16 protein-coding genes are annotated in these 16,609 nt (G+C 67.7%); 9 read left to right on the top strand and 7 right to left on the bottom strand.

Features of this window, described 5'->3' with window-relative positions:
* Window positions 1-10 precede the first annotated feature (10 nt).
* From HHL15_RS19285 to HHL15_RS19275, 3 genes are all read right to left on the bottom strand, one after another.
* Window positions 11-517, bottom strand: coding sequence for a hypothetical protein (locus HHL15_RS19285; protein ID WP_169147433.1), 507 nt, complete (start codon window positions 515-517; stop codon window positions 11-13).
* A complete protein-coding gene (locus HHL15_RS19280; RefSeq protein WP_169147432.1) occupies window positions 514-1,317 on the bottom strand; it encodes a M23 family metallopeptidase in 804 nt (267 codons plus the stop codon). Before HHL15_RS19280 ends, HHL15_RS19285 begins: the two co-directional genes overlap by 4 nt.
* A gap of 727 nt (window positions 1,318-2,044) precedes the next feature.
* Window positions 2,045-2,440, bottom strand: coding sequence for a c-type cytochrome (locus HHL15_RS19275; protein ID WP_169147431.1), 396 nt, complete (start codon window positions 2,438-2,440; stop codon window positions 2,045-2,047).
* A 208-nt stretch (window positions 2,441-2,648) separates the two neighbouring features.
* Here HHL15_RS19275 and HHL15_RS19270 point away from each other — a divergent pair, with 208 nt between their 5' ends.
* Window positions 2,649-4,142, top strand: coding sequence for an aminoacyl-histidine dipeptidase (locus tag HHL15_RS19270; RefSeq protein ID WP_169147430.1), 1,494 nt, complete (start codon window positions 2,649-2,651; stop codon window positions 4,140-4,142).
* 75 nt (window positions 4,143-4,217) lie between these two features.
* Here the strand turns inward: HHL15_RS19270 and HHL15_RS19265 are convergent, their stop codons facing one another.
* Window positions 4,218-6,254, bottom strand: coding sequence for a sigma-54-dependent Fis family transcriptional regulator (locus HHL15_RS19265; RefSeq protein WP_169147429.1), 2,037 nt, complete (start codon window positions 6,252-6,254; stop codon window positions 4,218-4,220).
* 306 nt (window positions 6,255-6,560) lie between these two features.
* On the opposite strand from HHL15_RS19265, the gene pedF reads away from it, so the two are divergent.
* The 3 genes from pedF to HHL15_RS19250 are packed head-to-tail and all read left to right on the top strand — an operon-like array spanning window position 6,561 to window position 8,773.
* Window positions 6,561-6,989, top strand: a complete 429-nt coding sequence (pedF, locus tag HHL15_RS19260; RefSeq protein WP_408065732.1) for a cytochrome c-550 PedF — start codon at window positions 6,561-6,563, stop codon at window positions 6,987-6,989.
* The gene (locus tag HHL15_RS19255) at window positions 6,979-7,824 is read left to right on the top strand and encodes a substrate-binding periplasmic protein (protein ID WP_169147427.1); all 846 of its coding nucleotides are present in this window, start codon (window positions 6,979-6,981) and stop codon (window positions 7,822-7,824) included. Before pedF ends, HHL15_RS19255 begins: the two co-directional genes overlap by 11 nt.
* Complete coding sequence (locus HHL15_RS19250) at window positions 7,793-8,773, top strand: beta-propeller fold lactonase family protein (RefSeq protein WP_235943520.1); 981 nt, start codon at window positions 7,793-7,795, stop codon at window positions 8,771-8,773. The genes HHL15_RS19255 and HHL15_RS19250 overlap by 32 nt, the downstream gene beginning before the upstream one ends.
* A gap of 126 nt (window positions 8,774-8,899) precedes the next feature.
* Here the strand turns inward: HHL15_RS19250 and HHL15_RS19245 are convergent, their stop codons facing one another.
* Window positions 8,900-9,214 carry a c-type cytochrome gene (locus HHL15_RS19245; protein ID WP_169147426.1) on the bottom strand — a complete coding sequence of 105 codons (315 nt, stop codon included), beginning with the start codon at window positions 9,212-9,214 and terminating at the stop codon, window positions 8,900-8,902.
* A 431-nt stretch (window positions 9,215-9,645) separates the two neighbouring features.
* On the opposite strand from HHL15_RS19245, the gene HHL15_RS19240 reads away from it, so the two are divergent.
* Complete coding sequence (locus HHL15_RS19240; protein ID WP_169147425.1) at window positions 9,646-11,508, top strand: sigma-54-dependent Fis family transcriptional regulator; 1,863 nt, start codon at window positions 9,646-9,648, stop codon at window positions 11,506-11,508.
* Between the two features lie 70 nt (window positions 11,509-11,578).
* Entirely contained in the window at window positions 11,579-11,980 is a 402-nt protein-coding gene (locus HHL15_RS19235) for a hypothetical protein (RefSeq protein ID WP_169147424.1), read from the top strand.
* A gap of 28 nt (window positions 11,981-12,008) precedes the next feature.
* On the opposite strand, the gene HHL15_RS19230 is transcribed toward HHL15_RS19235, so the two are convergent.
* Entirely contained in the window at window positions 12,009-12,935 is a 927-nt protein-coding gene (locus HHL15_RS19230) for a LysR family transcriptional regulator (RefSeq protein WP_169147423.1), read from the bottom strand.
* Between the two features lie 152 nt (window positions 12,936-13,087).
* Here HHL15_RS19230 and HHL15_RS19225 point away from each other — a divergent pair, with 152 nt between their 5' ends.
* From HHL15_RS19225 to HHL15_RS19215, 3 genes are all read left to right on the top strand, one after another.
* Complete coding sequence (locus HHL15_RS19225) at window positions 13,088-13,948, top strand: VOC family protein (protein WP_169147422.1); 861 nt, start codon at window positions 13,088-13,090, stop codon at window positions 13,946-13,948.
* Window positions 13,945-14,637, top strand: a complete 693-nt coding sequence (locus tag HHL15_RS19220; protein WP_169147421.1) for a class II aldolase/adducin family protein — start codon at window positions 13,945-13,947, stop codon at window positions 14,635-14,637. Before HHL15_RS19225 ends, HHL15_RS19220 begins: the two co-directional genes overlap by 4 nt.
* Before the next feature lie 123 nt (window positions 14,638-14,760).
* Window positions 14,761-16,086: an MFS transporter gene (locus HHL15_RS19215; protein WP_169147420.1), complete on the top strand. Its 1,326-nt coding sequence runs from the start codon at window positions 14,761-14,763 to the stop codon at window positions 16,084-16,086.
* 103 nt (window positions 16,087-16,189) lie between these two features.
* Here HHL15_RS19215 and HHL15_RS19210 read toward each other — a convergent pair whose 3' ends face one another.
* Entirely contained in the window at window positions 16,190-16,570 is a 381-nt protein-coding gene (locus tag HHL15_RS19210; RefSeq protein ID WP_169147419.1) for a c-type cytochrome, read from the bottom strand.
* Window positions 16,571-16,609 lie beyond the last annotated feature (39 nt).

The following is a 16,609-nucleotide window of genomic DNA, read 5'->3' as shown; positions in this document are numbered from 1 at the left end:
ACGACACGGATCAGGGCTGCTCGCCGCTGTAGGCAATCCGGAAACGGCGGCCATCCCAGTAGAGCAGGATGTCGACGCCCGCCTCCGTGCCCAGCAGGATCCCATCGCCCCGCCAGCGCAGGGTCTGCCGCCCCGCAAAAGCCTGCGCTTCCGGCGCCGCGCGGGCCAGTAGCGCCAGGGGTGGCGGATCGGCATCCCAGATCGGCGTGGAGAAAAAGCGGCGGTTCTGCACCAGGGCGCAAGCGCCGCCCGCCACCACCGGCCGCCCCCAGGCGACGACCAGGGTCGGGCGCCCCCGCTCCACGGCGCGCACTTGGCCCCGCCACGGATCGTAGGCACGCGCCCGCCCCGCCAGCCCACCGCCCACCGGCTGCATCCACACGCGGTCCGGCCGACCATCACCATCCACGTCGCCACTCAGGGCGCCCGCCGGCGCATCGGCACAGGCAGATGCGCGGGCCAGGCCACCGCCACAGCACAAGACCCCGGCAAGGAGAAGGGCCGGAACCCGGCTCATGGCGCCAGCCTCAACTTCCACTGATTGAGGAAGGGCGTCGGATCCATCAGGTCGGCACGGCGCAGATAGGGCACACCGTCGGCGCGCCGTGCCGACGCGCTCTCCGCCACCGTCAGGCTGCCCTGCCCGCTGCCGTCGTACATTTCGAGGTGCAGCATCGCGCTGGGCACGCTGATGCCCACCAGCAACCCGACCCGGGCGATCACCTGCCCGCCGGTAACCTTGTCGCCCTGGCGCAAGGAGCAGTCCTGCTGGATCTCGCCATAGCGGATGACGAAGTCACCATGGTCGATCTCCAGGGCATCGGTCTGGGCGTAGAAGGGATAGGGGTCGCGCATGACCACCCCGTCCCGAACCGCGTGGATCTGCCGCCCCACCGGCGCGTACAGATCGCAGCCCGCGTGGGCACGCCGTCCGCTGCTGCGGTTCGAGCCGAACGAACGTGGCGCGTGGGTCCAGTCCGCCACCGCCGGCCGGGCGAAGGGAAAGCAGGCGTCGCCCGCCGCCGGTCCGCCCGCACAGGCCGAAGCCGCGTCCACGAGGCGCCGCCAGGTCTCTCCGCCCGGTGCGATCCAGCCATCCACACCGACACCCGCATAAGCCTGGAAGGCCCGGATCGCCGCCACGGTGCTTGATGTCGCGGGCGGTCGGGCAATGCTGCCATCGACGCCAAGCGGGTCCAGGGCGGTCCGCCCCAGGCGCCGGGCAAGCCGGGTAAGCAAGGCCTGCACGCACTCCACATCCTGCCGGGCATTGACCGCTCCGGCCCCCCAGTCGCCCACTACCGCTCCGATGTTCATGCTCCCCTCCGTGCCCTGGACGCACGGCCCGCCAATGCGAGCCGCATCTGCAGCATAGCCCGGAGAAGCAGCTTCCGCCTCGACCGGGCGGATCAGAGGCACCGCAGAGAAATTACCCCCACGCTTACCGCTGTGCGGATCGCTGCCCCCCGAGGGGGCGCTTTTTCGTCTTGGGACGGCCCGGCGACGAAAAATTACCCCCACGCTTACCGCTGCGCGGATCGCTGCCCCCCGAGGGGGCGCTTTTTCGTCTTGGGACGGCCCGGCGACGAAAAATTACCCCCACGCTTACCGCTGCGCGGATCGCTGCCCCCCGAGGGGGCGCTTTTTCGTCTTGGGACGGCCCAGCGACGAAAAATTACCCCCACGCTTACCGCTGCGCGGATCGCTGCCCCCCGAGGGGGCGCTTTTTCGTCTTGGGACGGCCCAGCGACGAAAAATTACCCCCACGCTTACCGCTGCGCGGATCGCTGCCCCCCGAGGGGGCGCTTTTTCGTCTTGGGACGGCCCAGCGACGAAAAATTACCCCCACGCTTACCGCTGCGCGGATCGCTGCCCCCCGAGGGGGCGCTTTTTCGTCTTGGGACGGCCCAGCGACGAAAAAAGAAGCCCGGCCGCAATGCTGCGGCCGGGCCCGGGCGCACGGGGGGTGCGCGCCCGTCCAGAGGAGACTCGTTCAAGGGCGCCCTCGGCGCCCGCTGTCATTCAAGCCACCGCGGGGTGCCTGTCACTGGGCCTTGGCGACGATGAAGTCCACCGCCAGCTTCATTTCTTCATCCGACAGGGACGGGCTGCCGCCCTTGGCCGGCATGGCGCCCTTGTTGCCGTTGAAGCCCTCGATGGCATGCTTGTAGAGCACATCCTGCCCCTGCGCGATGCGCGGCCCCCAGTCAGCCTTGTCACCCAGCTTGGGCGCCCCGGCCACGCCGGTCTGGTGGCACATGGCGCAGGTCTTCTTGAAGATATCGGCGCCCTTCCCGCCATCGGCCGTGGCGACGGGCGCCGGGGCGGGTGCGGCGGCAGCCGGGGCAGCAGCGGGGGCGGCGGCCGGCGGCGTCTCGGACTTTCCACAGGCGGCCAGCAAGCCGACCAGGAGAAGGGGAAGGATTCGGGTCATGGACATGGAAAATTCTCTCTCGTTTCGGGGTAGGTACAAGGCTGCCTGGTCAGGCAGCTGGCGGAACGGATGCTATTCGCTGGCAGCCCTGGACGGCTTTGACCCGAATCAAGTTGCTGCCGCCCTCATCCAGGGCCGCCTCCGGCCCGGTAGCTGATGCGCCGGAGCAGACGCGGTAAGCTCCGGCAATTCCACAACGGCCTCTCCACGCACCATGCCCAGCACCGCCGACCTGCTCTCCGACCTGCAACCCGCCATTGTCTGGCGCCACTTTGAACGCTTCTGCCGCATTCCCCGCCAGTCCAGGCAGGAAGCGGCGCTGCGCGAGCACCTGCAGCAGTGGGCCGACGGCCTTGGCCTGGCGGCCCGGGTGGATACGGCCGGCAACCTGATCATCCGCAAGCCGGCCAGCCCCGGCTGCGAAGCGGCACCGGGCGTGGTGCTGCAGGCGCATCTCGACATGGTCTGCCAGAAGAACACCGGCACCGTTCACGACTTCTCCCGCGACCCGATCCGCCCGCGCCTGAGCGATGGATGGCTGATCGCCGAGGACACCACCCTGGGCGCCGACAACGGTATCGGCGCGGCCCTGATCCTCGCCACCCTGGAAGACAAGGCACTGACCCACGGCCCCCTGGAAGCCCTGTTCACCGTGGACGAAGAAGCCGGCATGGGAGGCGCCCAGGGGCTTCAGGCCGGCCTGCTGAATGGCAGCCTGATGCTCAATCTGGATACCGAGGACTGGGGCGAGTTCTATCTCGGCTGCGCCGGTGGCCTGGACGTGAACGTGGACCGCCCCGGCCGCCCGGCGGACATGCCAGCGGGCTGGCAGGCCTGGCGCATCACCCTCGATGGTCTGCGCGGCGGCCACTCCGGCGTGGACATCCACGAAGAGCGGGGCAATGCCATCAAGCTGCTGGTGAGGGTCATGCGGGCCCTGGAAGACAGCCTGCCGCTGCGCCTCGCCTCACTCGACGGCGGCACGGCCCGCAATGCCCTGCCGCGGGAAGCACAGGCCGTGGTAGCCCTGCCCGCCGGATCGGGCGATCAGCTCGCAGCGCTTCTGGCCGACTGGCAGGCCCGCCTGCGGCGCGAGCTGCAGGGTGTGGACCAAGGACTGCGCCTGGCAGCCGCTCTGGATGACACCCGCAGCCTGCTGGATGCCGCCGAGCAGGCCGTCTGGCTGGCCACCCTGCACGCCGCCCCCCACGGGGTGCGCCGGCGCAGCCTGAGCGTGGCCGGCGTGGTGGAAACCTCGAACAACCTCGGGGTGGTGAGGCTGGGCCCGGACGGAGGCCATTGCAACTTCATGGTCCGTTCCCTGATCGACAGCGGCAGCCAGGCCCTGGCCGACGAGATCGTCAGCCTCTTCAGCCTGTCGGGCAGCACCGCGCTCAAGTCAGGGGATTACCCCGGCTGGGCGCCCAACCCGGACTCGCCCCTGCTGGCCCTGTGCCGGCAGGCGTTCCGCCGGGAATTCGGCGGAGAGTCCGGCGGCGGAGAGTCCAGCGTCAAGGTCATCCATGCGGGCCTGGAGTGCGGCATCATCGGCAGCCGCTATCCGGACATGGACATCGTGTCCTTCGGCCCGACCATCCGCGGCGCCCATGCGCCGGGCGAGCGGGTCGAGGTGGAGTCGGTGGGCAAGGCCTGGCAGTTGCTGCGGGCGATCCTCGCCGACGCCGCGGCCATCCACAGCCTGGCATGAGAAAGGCCCGCCGAAGCGGGCCCTGATCGGCTCCGCACCGCCCGGGAGGGCCGGGTGCGGGGTCAGCCGGCAGCCTCAGAAGCGTCCCAGCTTGCGGTACAGGGTATTGCGGCTGATGCCCAGCCGGCGCGCTGCCGAGGAGATGTTGCCGTTCTCGGCCTCGAGGGTCCGGTTGATCATATCGCGCTCGATCTCCTCGAGGCGCCCCATGCCTGCTGCTGCGGCCGCAGCAGCCTGGGTCGCCGGCTGCGGCACGGCATCGGCCATGGTGCGTCCCACAGGCGCATGGCTCACCGACGGCTCTATCTGGCCGATCTCCTCGAAGATGTCGTCCGGCAGGTGCCAGGTCTCGATGATGGTTTCATCATCGTCGAGCAGGGCGATGGCCACCTTGATGACATTGTTGAGCTGGCGGATGTTGCCCGGCCAGCGGTACTTGAGAAAGGCCTCCATGACCTTGTGCGACACCTCCACCTGGCGATCGGGCCCGGCCTCCTCGCGCAGCAGCTTGTCGATAAGGCGGTCGATGTCGCTGCGCTCGCGCAGGGACGGCAGGTTGATGCACAGGCCGTTGAGGCGGTAATACAAGTCCTCGCGGAAGCCGCCCCGCGCCACTTCCTCCTTCAGCCGGCGGTGGGTGGCGCAGACCAGGGTGATGTCCACCGGAATGCTCTTGTTGGTCCCCAGCGGTGTCACGCAACGCTCCTGCAGGACCCGCAACAGGCGCGCCTGCAGGGACAAGGGCATGTCGCCGATTTCGTCTAGGAACAGGGTACCGCCATGGGCCTGCTGGATCTTGCCCACCGCACCCTCCTTGCGGGCTCCGGTGAAGGCGCCCCCCGAGTAGCCGAACAGCTCCGACTCGATGAGGGTTTCCGGAATGGCCGCACAGTTGAGGGCGACGAAGGGCCCCTGGGCCCGCGGGCCGCTGTTGTGGAAGGCCTTGGCGAACATCTCCTTGCCGGCCCCGGACTCTCCCTGGATCAGGATGGGGATGTCGCGGCCGAGGATGCGCGTGCCCTTGTCGATCGCGGCCTGCAGGCGCTCGTCACCGGTGGACAGGAACTGCAGGGTCAGCCTGTCGGTAGGCAGCGCCGCCGTCGGCGCCTCCTGGCGCGAACGTGCGGCCAGACGCTCGCCGCGCGCATCGACGATGGCCGACGGGGGAGCGGACATGGGGGCGAAGTTACCGCGCAGGCGGGCGTAGAAGCGCTCGCCATTGCGGCCCGAGATGGCGATCAGCGAGGACGGATCACGCCGCGCCCGGTCGATCAGGGTGCCCAGCGGCACATCGAAGAGCATGCTGTAGTGGCGGCGGGACAAGTCCTCCCGGCGCAGTCCCAGCAACTCGAGGGCGGTCTGGTCGGCGCCCAGCAGGTCACCATCCTGGCTGATCGCCAGCAGGGCCTCGCACAGGCTGCCCACATGGTCCGGCCGGGCATGGAAGCTGAGCAGCCCCTGGTGGGCAAATTCGGATTCGAACAGGCGCTTCTCGATGATGCGGGATGACATTTTCACCAGGCCCAGGGAATGCCGTTGGAAAGCGCGGTAGTCGCTCGAGATGTCGAGGACACCCATCAGCCGTCCCTGGGCATCCTGGATCGGCGAGGCGCTACAGGTCAGGAAGGCATTGCCTTCAAAGAAATGCTCGGAGCCGAAAACATTCACCGCGCCCCGTTCGGCCAGTGCCGTGCCGATGGCGTTGGTGCCGCGCTCGAACTCGTGCCAGCTGGTGCCGGGGCGCAGGGCCACCTGTTCGGCACGGCTCAGGAAATCGGCGTCGCCATAGCTCTGCAGCACCATCCCGCGGGCGTCCGCCAGGATGACCATGCTGTGGGAGTTGCGAATCTGCTCGAAGAGATGCTCCAGCACTGGCTGGGCGTGGGAAATCAGGGTGCGGTTGCGCTCGCGGGCCTCTGTGACGCCACGCACGTCGGGCTCTCCCCCGGCGAGGCGGGTTGGATCGAGACCTGCCTGTCGGCAACGCTCCCAGGACCGCAGCACGTTCTGGTCGAGCAGGGCCTCGGGGAGTTCCCCTCGACCAAAGTACAGCGACCGTGCTTCCTGGAGACTCACCGCCCGAGCCTCGACACTGAATGGAACCTGCATCATCTCCTCCTCCGCTGGTACGGATTGTTGCCGGCCCGCAAACCGGCTTTCTGGTGTGTGCTCCAAAATCTAACAGGTGAAACACATTTCAACAACATGACTGCTCCACCCCGGGTCCATTACAGCAAATGTAGTGCCAACTTATCGCGCCATAAAGAAAACTGCGAAATCCCGGTACAAGCCGGCGAAATCTGGCTAGGCTTTAAACACCCGACAGTTGGCACGCCCCTTGCTGAAAGCCTCGGGCACAGAATGGCCTGCGCTGCCGGCCGATTCGATGAACTCCAATCAAGACCAAAGGTGATCCAGGTGACTGCTCGCAACTCTTCCCTCCTCCGCCTCTTCTCCGCCGCCGCCCTGACGCTCGTCGCCAGTGCCGTGCTGGCCCACGGCGACGTGGTACCCCAGGCCGTCGACACGTCCTCCCTGAAGCAGGTCGGCGCCGAATGGCTGGCAAAGAATCCCTACCTGGGCAACAAGGAAGCCATCCGGATCGGCGACTCTGCCTTCAACCAGAACTGCGCCCGCTGCCACGGCCTTGGCGCCGTCTCCGGCGGCATCGCTCCCGACCTGCGCTACCTGCCGGCCGGCCAGGAAGGCGACGAGATCTTCATGCAACGCATCCGCAAAGGCGCCACCCGTGACGGCCGCGTGTACATGCCCCCGTTCGAAGGCATCCTGAGCCAGGAAGCCATGTGGACCATCCGCGCCTGGCTGGAGACCGTCCGTGAAGATTGATCGCCGCAGTTTCCTGCTGGCCGCCGGGGCCGCGGCCCTGGCCGCGAGCCTGCCGGCCCGGGCCGACGGGCTCGAAGAGATCCGCAAGCGCGGCAGCCTGCGGGTTGCCGTGTATAACGGCTTCTCCCCCTTCTCCAACCAGGGCAAGGGCATCGACGTGGAGCTGGCGCAGGCGCTTGGAAAAGCCCTTGGCCTGAGCACCCAGGTGGTCGGTTACAACGCCGACGAGGACATGGACGACGACCTCCGCAACATGGTCTGGAAGGGTCACTACCTGGGCGCCCAGCCCTCCGACGTGATGATGCACGTGCCGGTGGATTCCTACCTGCAGGGCAAGAACGACAAGGTCAAGATCTTCGGACCCTACCACCTCGAGACCATCGCCGTGGCGCGCCTGCCGCGGATCGGCCAGTTCCGCGGCTCCGCCGCCAATGCCCTGGAAGTGTTCACCCGCGAGAAGATCGGCGTTGAAGGCCGGACCCTGTCCGACGCCTTCCTGCTCGGCGTGCTCAATGGCCGCCTGCGCGACAACGTGGTCCATTTCCCGGGTGTCGACAAGGCCGTCGAGAAGCTCAAGGCCGGCGAACTGGCCGCCGTGATGGGCCCCCGCTCGGAGATCGAGGACGCGCTGGGCAAGGACAATCGCTTCATCATCGAAGCCGTGCAGATGCCCGAACTCAAGATCAACAGCTGGCCCCTGGGCATGGCCGTCAAGGCCGACGACACCAGCCTGGCCGACGCGCTGGCCGACGCCCTCAAGCGGCTCCAGAAGGACGGCACCGTGGCGGCGATCTTCGCCCGCCATGGCATCAGCTACCTGCAACCCACCCTCTGAAGCCATGATCCGCACGCCCATCAAGGCAGGCTTCGCCGCCATCCTCGCGGCACTCTCGACGGGCGCCCTGGCCGCGCCCTTCGCCTATGTGCCCAACGAGAAATCCGCCTCCGTGACGGTCATCGACACGGCCACCGACACCATCACGGCAACCCTGCCGGGCGGCCAGCGCCCCCGCGGGATCGCCACCAATGGCAAGCAGCTCTTCATCAGCGAAGCGCCGAGCAACGGCCTGGCCGTGATCGACATCGCCAAGGGCCGCGAAATGAAGCGGATCCCCCTCGGCGAGTCGCCCGAGGGCGTCAGCATCTCGGCAGACGACAAGCTGATCGCCGCCGCCGTGGAAGAGTCCAACAGCGTGGCCATCCTGAACGCCCGGACCCACCGCAAGCTGGCCGAGATCCGCGTCAGCGGCGAAAACCCGGAGCACGCCGTGTTCAGCCCGGACGGCCGCTGGCTGCTGGTCAGCGCCGAGAACGCCGAACAGGTCGACCTGATCGACGTGAAGGCCCGCCGCCAGGTGGGCAGCATCCCGGTGGGCAAGCGGCCGCGCGGCATCGGCTTCACCCCCGACGGCAGCCGCGCCTACGTGGCCTGCGAACTGGTGAGCACCGTGTACGCCATCGACATGGCGAGCCGCAAAGTGATCGCCGAGATCAAGGCCGGCACCTTCTCGAACGGGATCGCCATGGCGCCCGACGGCAGCCGGGCCTATGTCTCCAATGGCAAAGACGGCACCGTGAGCGTCATCCGTACCGCCGACAACCAGGTGGAAGCCACCATCCCGGTCGGCAAGCGCCCGTGGAACATGGCCGTCACCCCGGACGGCAGCAAGCTCTACGTCGCCAACGGACGCTCCAACAGCGTCAGCGTGATCGATACAACAAGCCTTGAAGTGAAGACTGAAATCCCCGTGGGCGAGTTGCCCTGGGGCGTCGTCATCCGCTGAACACGGAACACCTGCACCATCTGCAACACTTGAACTGCACCACCCTGACACACCTGCTCCATGATGGAGCAGGTGTGGAGCAGCTTCAAATCTGCCGGCAACACACCCCCGCCGGCACGCACCACCTCAGAGCTTCAGAATCCACTCGACAGCCGCCTTCAGATCAGCATCGCTGATCTTGTCCGTCCCGTTGGGAGGCATCGGGATCTGCCCCCAGGTGCCCGTCCCGCCATTGCGGACCTTGGCGCTGAGCACCGCAACCGCATCCGCCTGCCCCTTGTACTTGGCCGCGACTTCCTTGTAGGCCGGACCGACACGCTTTTGGTCCACCGTGTGACAGGCGACGCAGCGGGCCTTCTTGATGATCTCTTCCGACGCCTGAACCGGCGACATCGCAACCATCCCCAGCGCGATTGCGCAGACAAACCGGGTAATTTTCATGAATCGACTCCTCCTTTTTACAGATTGATCTTGTGGGCGACAGCGGAGAAAAAAACCGGACGGCACAGGGCCGCCCGAAAACCGCCTTGCACCTTCCTATCAGCAAAAACCGTGCACCCCCTCATCACAATAGGAAAAACCTTTCCGGACAGCGACTTGAACCGAGCCCCCGGCCGTTGCGAAAGCCACAGCAGGCCAGCTGCGCTGCTCAGCCCTTGAACACCTGCTCCATTGCGTTACGCCGGTTGCACCACAACGGGCACCCCACCACCCCGGCCTGCCCCGCCAGCGAGCCCCATCCCTGCCCGGAATTACGCTGAAAACGGGCGCCACCCCGCCAAACCACTGTCAAACCACCACCAAACCGCCACCCTGCAGCCCTCCTCGGACAGGTGACACGCCACGGGCATGTTTCCTGCTGGGATACGCGGGTGAAAGACAAGGACTTTTCCACTCCGATCCCGCCCCAGGAAGCCATCTTGCGCTCCTGGGAACGGAGTGTTGCCAGCGGCCTGCGCCCCGACGAACAGAATCCGGAGGCGCGGCTCCCGGCCGCCTGCCTGTCGGACCGCCTCGAAGCCAACGCCCGGCTGGTCGCCTACGCCCAGCCCATCATGGAGCATCTGCACCAGCAGATCGCCCGCAGCTCATCCACCATCCTGCTCACCGACAACAGCGGCACCATCCTGCGCTCGGTGGGTGACTCCGACTTCCTCGAGAAGGCCGCACGGGTCTCCCTGCACCCAGGCCAATCGTGGTCCGAAGCGGTGATGGGCACCAACGCCATCGGCACCGCCCTTGCAGAACAGCGCCCGGTTGCGGTGTTCGGCGAGCAGCACTACCTGGAACGCAACCGGTTCCTGACCTGCATCGCCACCCCCATCCACGCCCCCACCGGCGGCGTGCTCGGCATTCTCGATGTCTCCACCAGCGCCCGCCCCACCCAGACGCACGCCCAGGCCCTGCTGCAGACCACCGTCGAGATCATCGAGAACCGCCTCATCGAGACCATTGCCGATGCCGCTGTGGTGATCCGCTTTCACCACCAGCCGGAAGCCCTCGCCTCGCCCCTTGAAGGCCTCGCCGTGTTCGACGAAGCCGGCGGATTCCTGGCCTGCAACCGCCGGGCCGAGCGGCTGCTGGGCACCGGCGACACGCGCCTCAGTCGCCCCGCCTACTGGGACATCTTCGAGACCCGCTGGAACACCGTGCTCGACCATGCCCTGCAGAGCAGCGCACGCCCCACCAAGCTGCGCAGCCATCGCGGCCGCGAGTTCGTGGCCCACGTCCTGGTCAGCGACCTGCAACGGGTACGCCCGGTGTCGACGCGCGAAGCGGCAGCCAGCGCCCGTCCGCCGCAACCCACCCTGGACGACCTGGACCTGGGCGACGCAGCCGTCACCCACGCCATCCGGCGCGCCCGCCGCATCCTGGGCCTCGACATTCCGCTGCTGATCCAGGGCGAGACCGGCACCGGCAAGGAAGTCTTCGCCCAGGCCTGTCACAACAGCGGCCCACGCCGGGACGGCCCCTTCGTGGCCATCAACTGCGCGGCCATCCCCGCCCCGCTGATCGAGGCGGAGCTGTTCGGCTACTCGGCCGGAGCCTACACCGGAGCGCGCGGCGAAGGCGCCCGCGGCAAGTTGCGCGAAGCCCACGGCGGCACCCTCTTCCTCGATGAGATCGGCGACATGCCGCTCAAGCTCCAGGCCGTGCTGCTGCGGGTTCTCGAAACGCGGCGGGTCACACCGCTGGGCGGCGGACCGGAAGAAGAACTCAACCTGTCGCTGATCTGCGCCAGCCACCACTCACTGAAAATGCTGTGCGAGAGCGGCGAATTCCGCCCCGACCTGTATTTCCGCCTGTCGGCCATGAGCCTCCACCTGCCGCCGCTGCGCGAGCGGGCCGACATCGAGTCCCTGGCCCGCCGCCTGCTCCACGACGAATCGCCGGGCCGGCCGATCCGCATCTCTGCCTCGGCCCTTGATCTGATCCGCCGCCATCCCTGGCCGGGCAACATCCGCCAGCTCAAGAATGCGCTGCGCCTCGCCGCCGCCATGCTGGGCCCCGACGAGGACACCCTCACGCCCGGGCACCTGCCCCAGGACCTGACCGACGAACCAGACCTGTCGCCGGGCCGCCCGCGCAACCAGAGCCTGCGTGCCGCCGAAAGCCGCCTGGTGGAAGACACGGTGGCCCGCCACAATGGCAACATCTCGGCCGCGGCGCGAGAACTGGGCATCACCCGCACCACCCTGTATCGCAAGCTCAGGCAGGCCTCGCCCGACACCTGACCCCGGGCATCGATTGCCCGTGGGATACTTGCGCCCCACCGTCAGGCAATCCTCCCCGCAGACAACTGCCATGCATCTCGTCCCGTCGCTCCCCTCGATCCGCCGTTCCCTCCTGCCCGCTCTGGCGTGCTGCCTGCTCTTGGGCGCCTGCAGCCTGCCCCCCAACCCCCTGCCCGAGCAGATGAGCGCCGAGTTCACGCCCGGCATGTCCCTCGACGACGCCCGCCAGCGGCTGACGGCGCACGGCACCACCTTCTCGGTCAAGACCGACGCCGAATGCATGGCGCTGGTCGAGCGCAGCCCCAACGTCAGCCAGCTGCGCCCGCGTGGCGGGCCCTGCGTGTTCGGCAAGATCATGGGCAAGCCGGAAGGCCTGCTCGGCGGCCACAGCGACGTGATCCTGCAGCTGGTCTTCGATGGCCGCAGCACCCTGGTGGACGCGCATTTCGAGGAAATCCGGCAGCTCTTCTGAGCCCTGCCCGGCGCCCTCCAGAACCCCCTCAGCCGTCGGAGAAAAGCAGCACGAGCTGCTCGCGAAACCAGCACACCGCCGGATCGTGGTCCGAGCGCACATGCCACTGGGCCGAGATCGTGAAGGGCGGGGTCGGGTAGGGAAAAGGCCTGGCCACCAACGCATCGATGCGTGCCGTCATGGACGCCGCCAGCCGCCCCGGAATGGTCAGCAGCATGTCCGTATCGGCGATCACCGAGGCCAGGCCGAGCCCGTGCTTGGCGGTGAACACGATGTGCCGGCCGGCATTACGCTCCAGCAGCAGGCTGTCCAGCGCCCGCATCAGCACCGGGTAGCTGTCACCACCGGGCCGGTAATCCACATGCCGGGCGGCCAGGTAATCGCTGACCGTCAGCGCCCCTTCCGCCAAGGGGTTGGACTGGCTCATCAGCACCACGAAGGTCTCGGTGAACAGATCGTGGCGACGATAGTCGCTGCCGATCTCCGGCCAGTTGCCCACCGCCAGGTCGATCATCCCCTCGCTCATGGCATGCCGAGCCTCTTCCAGCGGGCAGTCCACCGTCTCGAGCCGGATGTCTGGCGCCACCCCCGCCAGGTGCCGCAGCAGCGGCGGCACGAAGACCATCTGCGCCAGATCGTTGCCCAGCAGCCGGAACAGCCGGTCTGAGGTACGCGGGTCGAAGGCCCGGGTGTCGCGCAGGGCCGCCTCGATGCCGCCCAGCCCGCTTTCGATGGGACCGATCAGCGCCTGCACCAGGGCCGTCGGCACCATGCCGTCCGCGCCACGGATGAACAAGGGGTCGTCCAGCCGCTCACGCAGCCGGCGCAGGGCATTGCTCACCGCCGACTGGGTCGTGAACAGCGCCTGCGCCGCCTTGGTGACATTGCGCGTGGCATACACGGTGCGCAGCACGCGCAGCAGGTTGAGGTCCAGCAGATCCGGCCGCATGCTCATTCCACCCCCGCAGCATCATTTACATGAGAAATACAAACAATCATAAATCATGATTTGTATGAATGTTCCGTGCTTCCTAAACTCAGCCCAGTCTTATCGAGATTTTCGATATGCGCCGAGATTTACAGACCAGACCAACAAGGAGACACGCAATGATCGAAGTTCGGGACATTCATTACGCCCGCCTGGGCACCCGCGACCTGGATGCGGCGGAGAGGTACGCCACCGACATCATCGGCCTGCAGAAGGTGGAGCGCAGCAGCGACCGGCTGTACCTGAAGAGCGACAGCCGCCATCACACCCTGGCCTATTTCCTCGGCGACCCCGCCGAACAGGTGATCGCCTTCGAGCTCAAGGACTGGTCCACCCTGGGTGCCGCCCACGAGCAACTGCGTGCCGCCGACGTGCCTTGCGGGATGGGCAGCGAGGCCGAGGCTGCCGACCGCCACGTGGAAGCCTTCATGTGGTTTCTCGACCCCACCGGCAACCGCATCGAACTGGTGGCACGCCCGCATGAGGCCGGCCGGCGCTACTTCCCGACCCGCGACGCCGGCATCCTGGGTTTCGGTCACGTGGGCCTGTGCTCCACCGATCCGGTCCGCGACCAGGCCTTCTGGCTGAGCAATTTCAACACCCTGGTGAGCGACTGGATCGGCCCCTGCCCGCTGCTGCGGGTCAACGCGCGCCACCACCAGATGGCCCTTTTCGCCGCCAAGCGCAAAGGCATCCAGCACATCAACCACCAGGTCGCCGAGATCGACGACATCATGCGCGCCTGGTATTTCCTCAACGAAAAGAAGATCCGCATCGTCTTCGGGCCGGGGCGCCACCCGACCTCCGGCGGCAACTTCCTGTATTTCGAAGGCCCGGACGGCATGATCTTCGAATACTCCAACAGCGACCGGACCATCATCGGCGACCTGTCGGCCTACAAGCCCCGCCAGTTTCCGCTGCACCCCACGTCCTTCTGCATGTGGGGCTCCAAGCCCGACATCGCCGAGTTCAAGGAATGAGCGGCCATCACCCCACCGCCTCCCTGGACGCCCAGCGCACGCTGCGCCGGATGGCCCGGGCCCTGGGGCGCAGCGGGCTCAGCGGCCCCTTCGGCCACTGCAGCCTGCGCCTGGACGCGGACCACTTCCTGGTCTGCGCGCCGCGACCAATGGCGCTGATCGCCGCGGACGAGCCCGGCAGCGTGGTGCCGGTGGCCGGTCCGCTGCCCGAAGGCGTGCTCGGCGAGGTCCGCCTGCACCAACAGGTCTATGCGCTGCGCAGCGAGGTGCAGGCGGTGTGCCGCTTCATCTCGCCCAGCGTGACCGCCCTGGCGGCGATGGGCCGGACGCCCCGCCCGCGTCATGGCAATGGCGCCTACTTCGCCCCCGGCGTGCCCTTCTGGACGAGTTCGGCGCTGATCCGCGACGACCCGTCCGCGGTGGCGGTCGCCACACTGATGGGCGCGGCGCCGGCCATCGTGCTCAACGTGAACGGAGCGGTCACCGCCGGCAGCTCACCGGAGCAGGCCCTGGCGCTGGCCTGGTTCCTTGAGGATGCGGCGCGGGTCGAACTGGCGGTCCTCGCCGCCGGCCAGGCCGAAGGCAGCCACCTGATCCTCGGTGAGGAGGCCGCTGTCCGCGCCACCTGGCAGGGCCGCATCGCCGAACGGGTCTGGGAGTTCTTGACCCGGGACGACCCGGAGGCCTGACCCGGCCCCCGGAGGCCCCGCTCCACGCAAGGCCCGCGCTCCATCCTTGCGCGGGCAGGACGCTCCCCACCCCGCCGCGGTGGGAGACGCACGCCCGCAAACCTGACTATCACGAGCTCAAAGATGCCCCCGATCGATATTCAAAAGCTCGCCGACGAGGCGAAATTCAACCGTTTCCACGCACTGGTCCTGTTCTGGTGCGCACTCATCATCGTCTTCGACGGCTACGACCTGGCCGTCGCCGGGGTGGCCATGCCGGCCATCATGAAGGACATGGGGGTGAGCCCCACCCAGGCCGGCTTCATGGCCAGCTCGGCCCTGTTCGGCATGAGCTTCGGCGCGATCTTCCTCGGCACCCTGTCCGACCGCATCGGCCGCCGCGGTGTGATCGTGATGTGCCTGGTTCTCTTCAGCGTGTTCACCGCCGCCGCCGGCCTCGCCGGCGACCCCGTCAGCTTTGGCGCCATGCGTTTCCTGGCCGGGCTGGGGATAGGCGGGGTGATGCCCAACGTCATCGCCGAGATGAGCGAGTACGCACCGCGCCGCATGCGGGCCACGCTGATCACCCTGATGATGTGCGGCTATGCCGTGGGTGGCATCCTCGCCGCCTGGCTGGGCAAGGAGATGATCGCCGAGCACGGCTGGCAGTCGGTGTTCTACGCCGGACTCGCGCCCATCGTGCTGATCCCCTTCATCCTGCGCAGCCTGCCCGAGTCCATGCCCTACCTGCTGCGCAGCGGCCGGCTGGATGCGCTGCGCTCGATCGCCGCCCGCCTCGACCCGGCCAACCCGCCCGCGCCGTCGGCCAGCTTCGCGCTGGCGGACGCCGGCCCGTCCGGCCAGGCCCCGGTGCAGCAGCTGTTCTCGGAAGGCCGGGGCATGGGCACGCTCATGCTGTGGACGACCTACTTCATGTGCCTGTTCATGGTCTATGCCCTCAGCACCTGGCTCACCAAGCTGATGGCAAACGCCGGGCACAGCCTGGGCTCGGCGATGACTTTCGTGATGGTGCTGAACCTCGGGTCGATCGTCGGCGCCCTCGGCGGCGGCTGGCTGGCGGACCGCTTCCGCATCAAGCACGTGCTGGTCGTGATGTGCCTGCTGGCCTTCGCCTCCATCTCCCTGCTCGGGCAGCCCCTGCCCACGGCCCTGCTGTATGTCATGGTGGGTCTCGCCGGCGCCACCACGATCGGCACCCAGACGGTCACCCATGCCTGCACCGGCCAGTTCTATCCGATGGCGATCCGCGCCACCGGGCTCGGCTGGGCGCTCGGTATCGGGCGGGTCGGCGCCATCATCGCGCCGATCCTGATCGGCCTCCTGGTGAGCCTGGCCCTGCCGCTGGAGATGAACTTCATCGCCATCGCGCTTCCGGCCCTCGTCGCCGCCATCGCCATCTCGCGGGTGGACGCCCGGCCCGCCGCGGCCCGGCGGATGGCGCGCGCCTGAGACCCTGCCTGCCAGGCACCCACGGCAAAAAGCCCCGTCGGGGGGAACGACCGGGGCTTTCCTTGCTGCATCCTTCGCGGCTTGCGCCGCGCGTACCTGGCGCTTACTTGGGTGCCAGGGTCAGGATCCACTTCACCAGTTTCTTGGCGTCGGCTTCCTTGATGGCGACCTTGTTGGGCGGCATGGCGAGGCCGCTCACCTGGTTCTTCCAGTGGCTGCCGTAGGGGTTGGAGCCCTCCAGCACGACCCGGGTCAGGAAGGTGTCGGCACCGGGCTTGCCCTGGTACATCTTGGCCACGTCCTGCCAGGCCGGCCCGATCGGAGCCATGCCATTGGGGCCCGGAGTGCCGGACTCGATGGCGTGGCAGGTCAGACAGCCACTCTTGCTGGCCAGGGCCTTCATGTCGTCATCCACGGCTGCGAAAGCCGTCGAGGCAACCAGACCGAGACCGGCCAGCAGCACGGTCTTGCGTAAGGCGTTCATCTTTCTTCTCCTTGACAAAAAACCTGTTGGCGCCGGGCC

Origin of the sequence: Zoogloea dura (assembly GCF_012927165.1) — a bacterium.
GTDB classification, from domain to species: domain Bacteria; phylum Pseudomonadota; class Gammaproteobacteria; order Burkholderiales; family Rhodocyclaceae; genus Zoogloea; species Zoogloea dura.
The sequence above is the reverse complement of the archived record's forward strand: the minus strand, read 5'-3'. Positions and strand labels throughout refer to the sequence as shown.

What these genes read in the sequence shown, in the direction of transcription:
- HHL15_RS19285 (WP_169147433.1), bottom strand. Translation starts at nt 517, where the DNA reads ATGAGCCGGGTTCCGGCCCTTCTCCTTGCCGGGGTCTTGTGCTGTGGC.
- HHL15_RS19280 (WP_169147432.1), bottom strand. Translation starts at nt 1,317, where the DNA reads ATGAACATCGGAGCGGTAGTGGGCGACTGGGGGGCCGGAGCGGTCAAT.
- HHL15_RS19275 (WP_169147431.1), bottom strand. Translation starts at nt 2,440, where the DNA reads ATGTCCATGACCCGAATCCTTCCCCTTCTCCTGGTCGGCTTGCTGGCC.
- HHL15_RS19270 (WP_169147430.1), top strand. Translation starts at nt 2,649, where the DNA reads ATGCCCAGCACCGCCGACCTGCTCTCCGACCTGCAACCCGCCATTGTC.
- HHL15_RS19265 (WP_169147429.1), bottom strand. Translation starts at nt 6,254, where the DNA reads ATGATGCAGGTTCCATTCAGTGTCGAGGCTCGGGCGGTGAGTCTCCAG.
- HHL15_RS19250 (WP_235943520.1), top strand. Translation starts at nt 7,793, where the DNA reads ATGGCATCAGCTACCTGCAACCCACCCTCTGAAGCCATGATCCGCACG.
- HHL15_RS19245 (WP_169147426.1), bottom strand. Translation starts at nt 9,214, where the DNA reads ATGAAAATTACCCGGTTTGTCTGCGCAATCGCGCTGGGGATGGTTGCG.
- HHL15_RS19235 (WP_169147424.1), top strand. Translation starts at nt 11,579, where the DNA reads ATGCATCTCGTCCCGTCGCTCCCCTCGATCCGCCGTTCCCTCCTGCCC.
- HHL15_RS19230 (WP_169147423.1), bottom strand. Translation starts at nt 12,935, where the DNA reads ATGAGCATGCGGCCGGATCTGCTGGACCTCAACCTGCTGCGCGTGCTG.
- HHL15_RS19225 (WP_169147422.1), top strand. Translation starts at nt 13,088, where the DNA reads ATGATCGAAGTTCGGGACATTCATTACGCCCGCCTGGGCACCCGCGAC.
- HHL15_RS19220 (WP_169147421.1), top strand. Translation starts at nt 13,945, where the DNA reads ATGAGCGGCCATCACCCCACCGCCTCCCTGGACGCCCAGCGCACGCTG.
- HHL15_RS19215 (WP_169147420.1), top strand. Translation starts at nt 14,761, where the DNA reads ATGCCCCCGATCGATATTCAAAAGCTCGCCGACGAGGCGAAATTCAAC.
- HHL15_RS19210 (WP_169147419.1), bottom strand. Translation starts at nt 16,570, where the DNA reads ATGAACGCCTTACGCAAGACCGTGCTGCTGGCCGGTCTCGGTCTGGTT.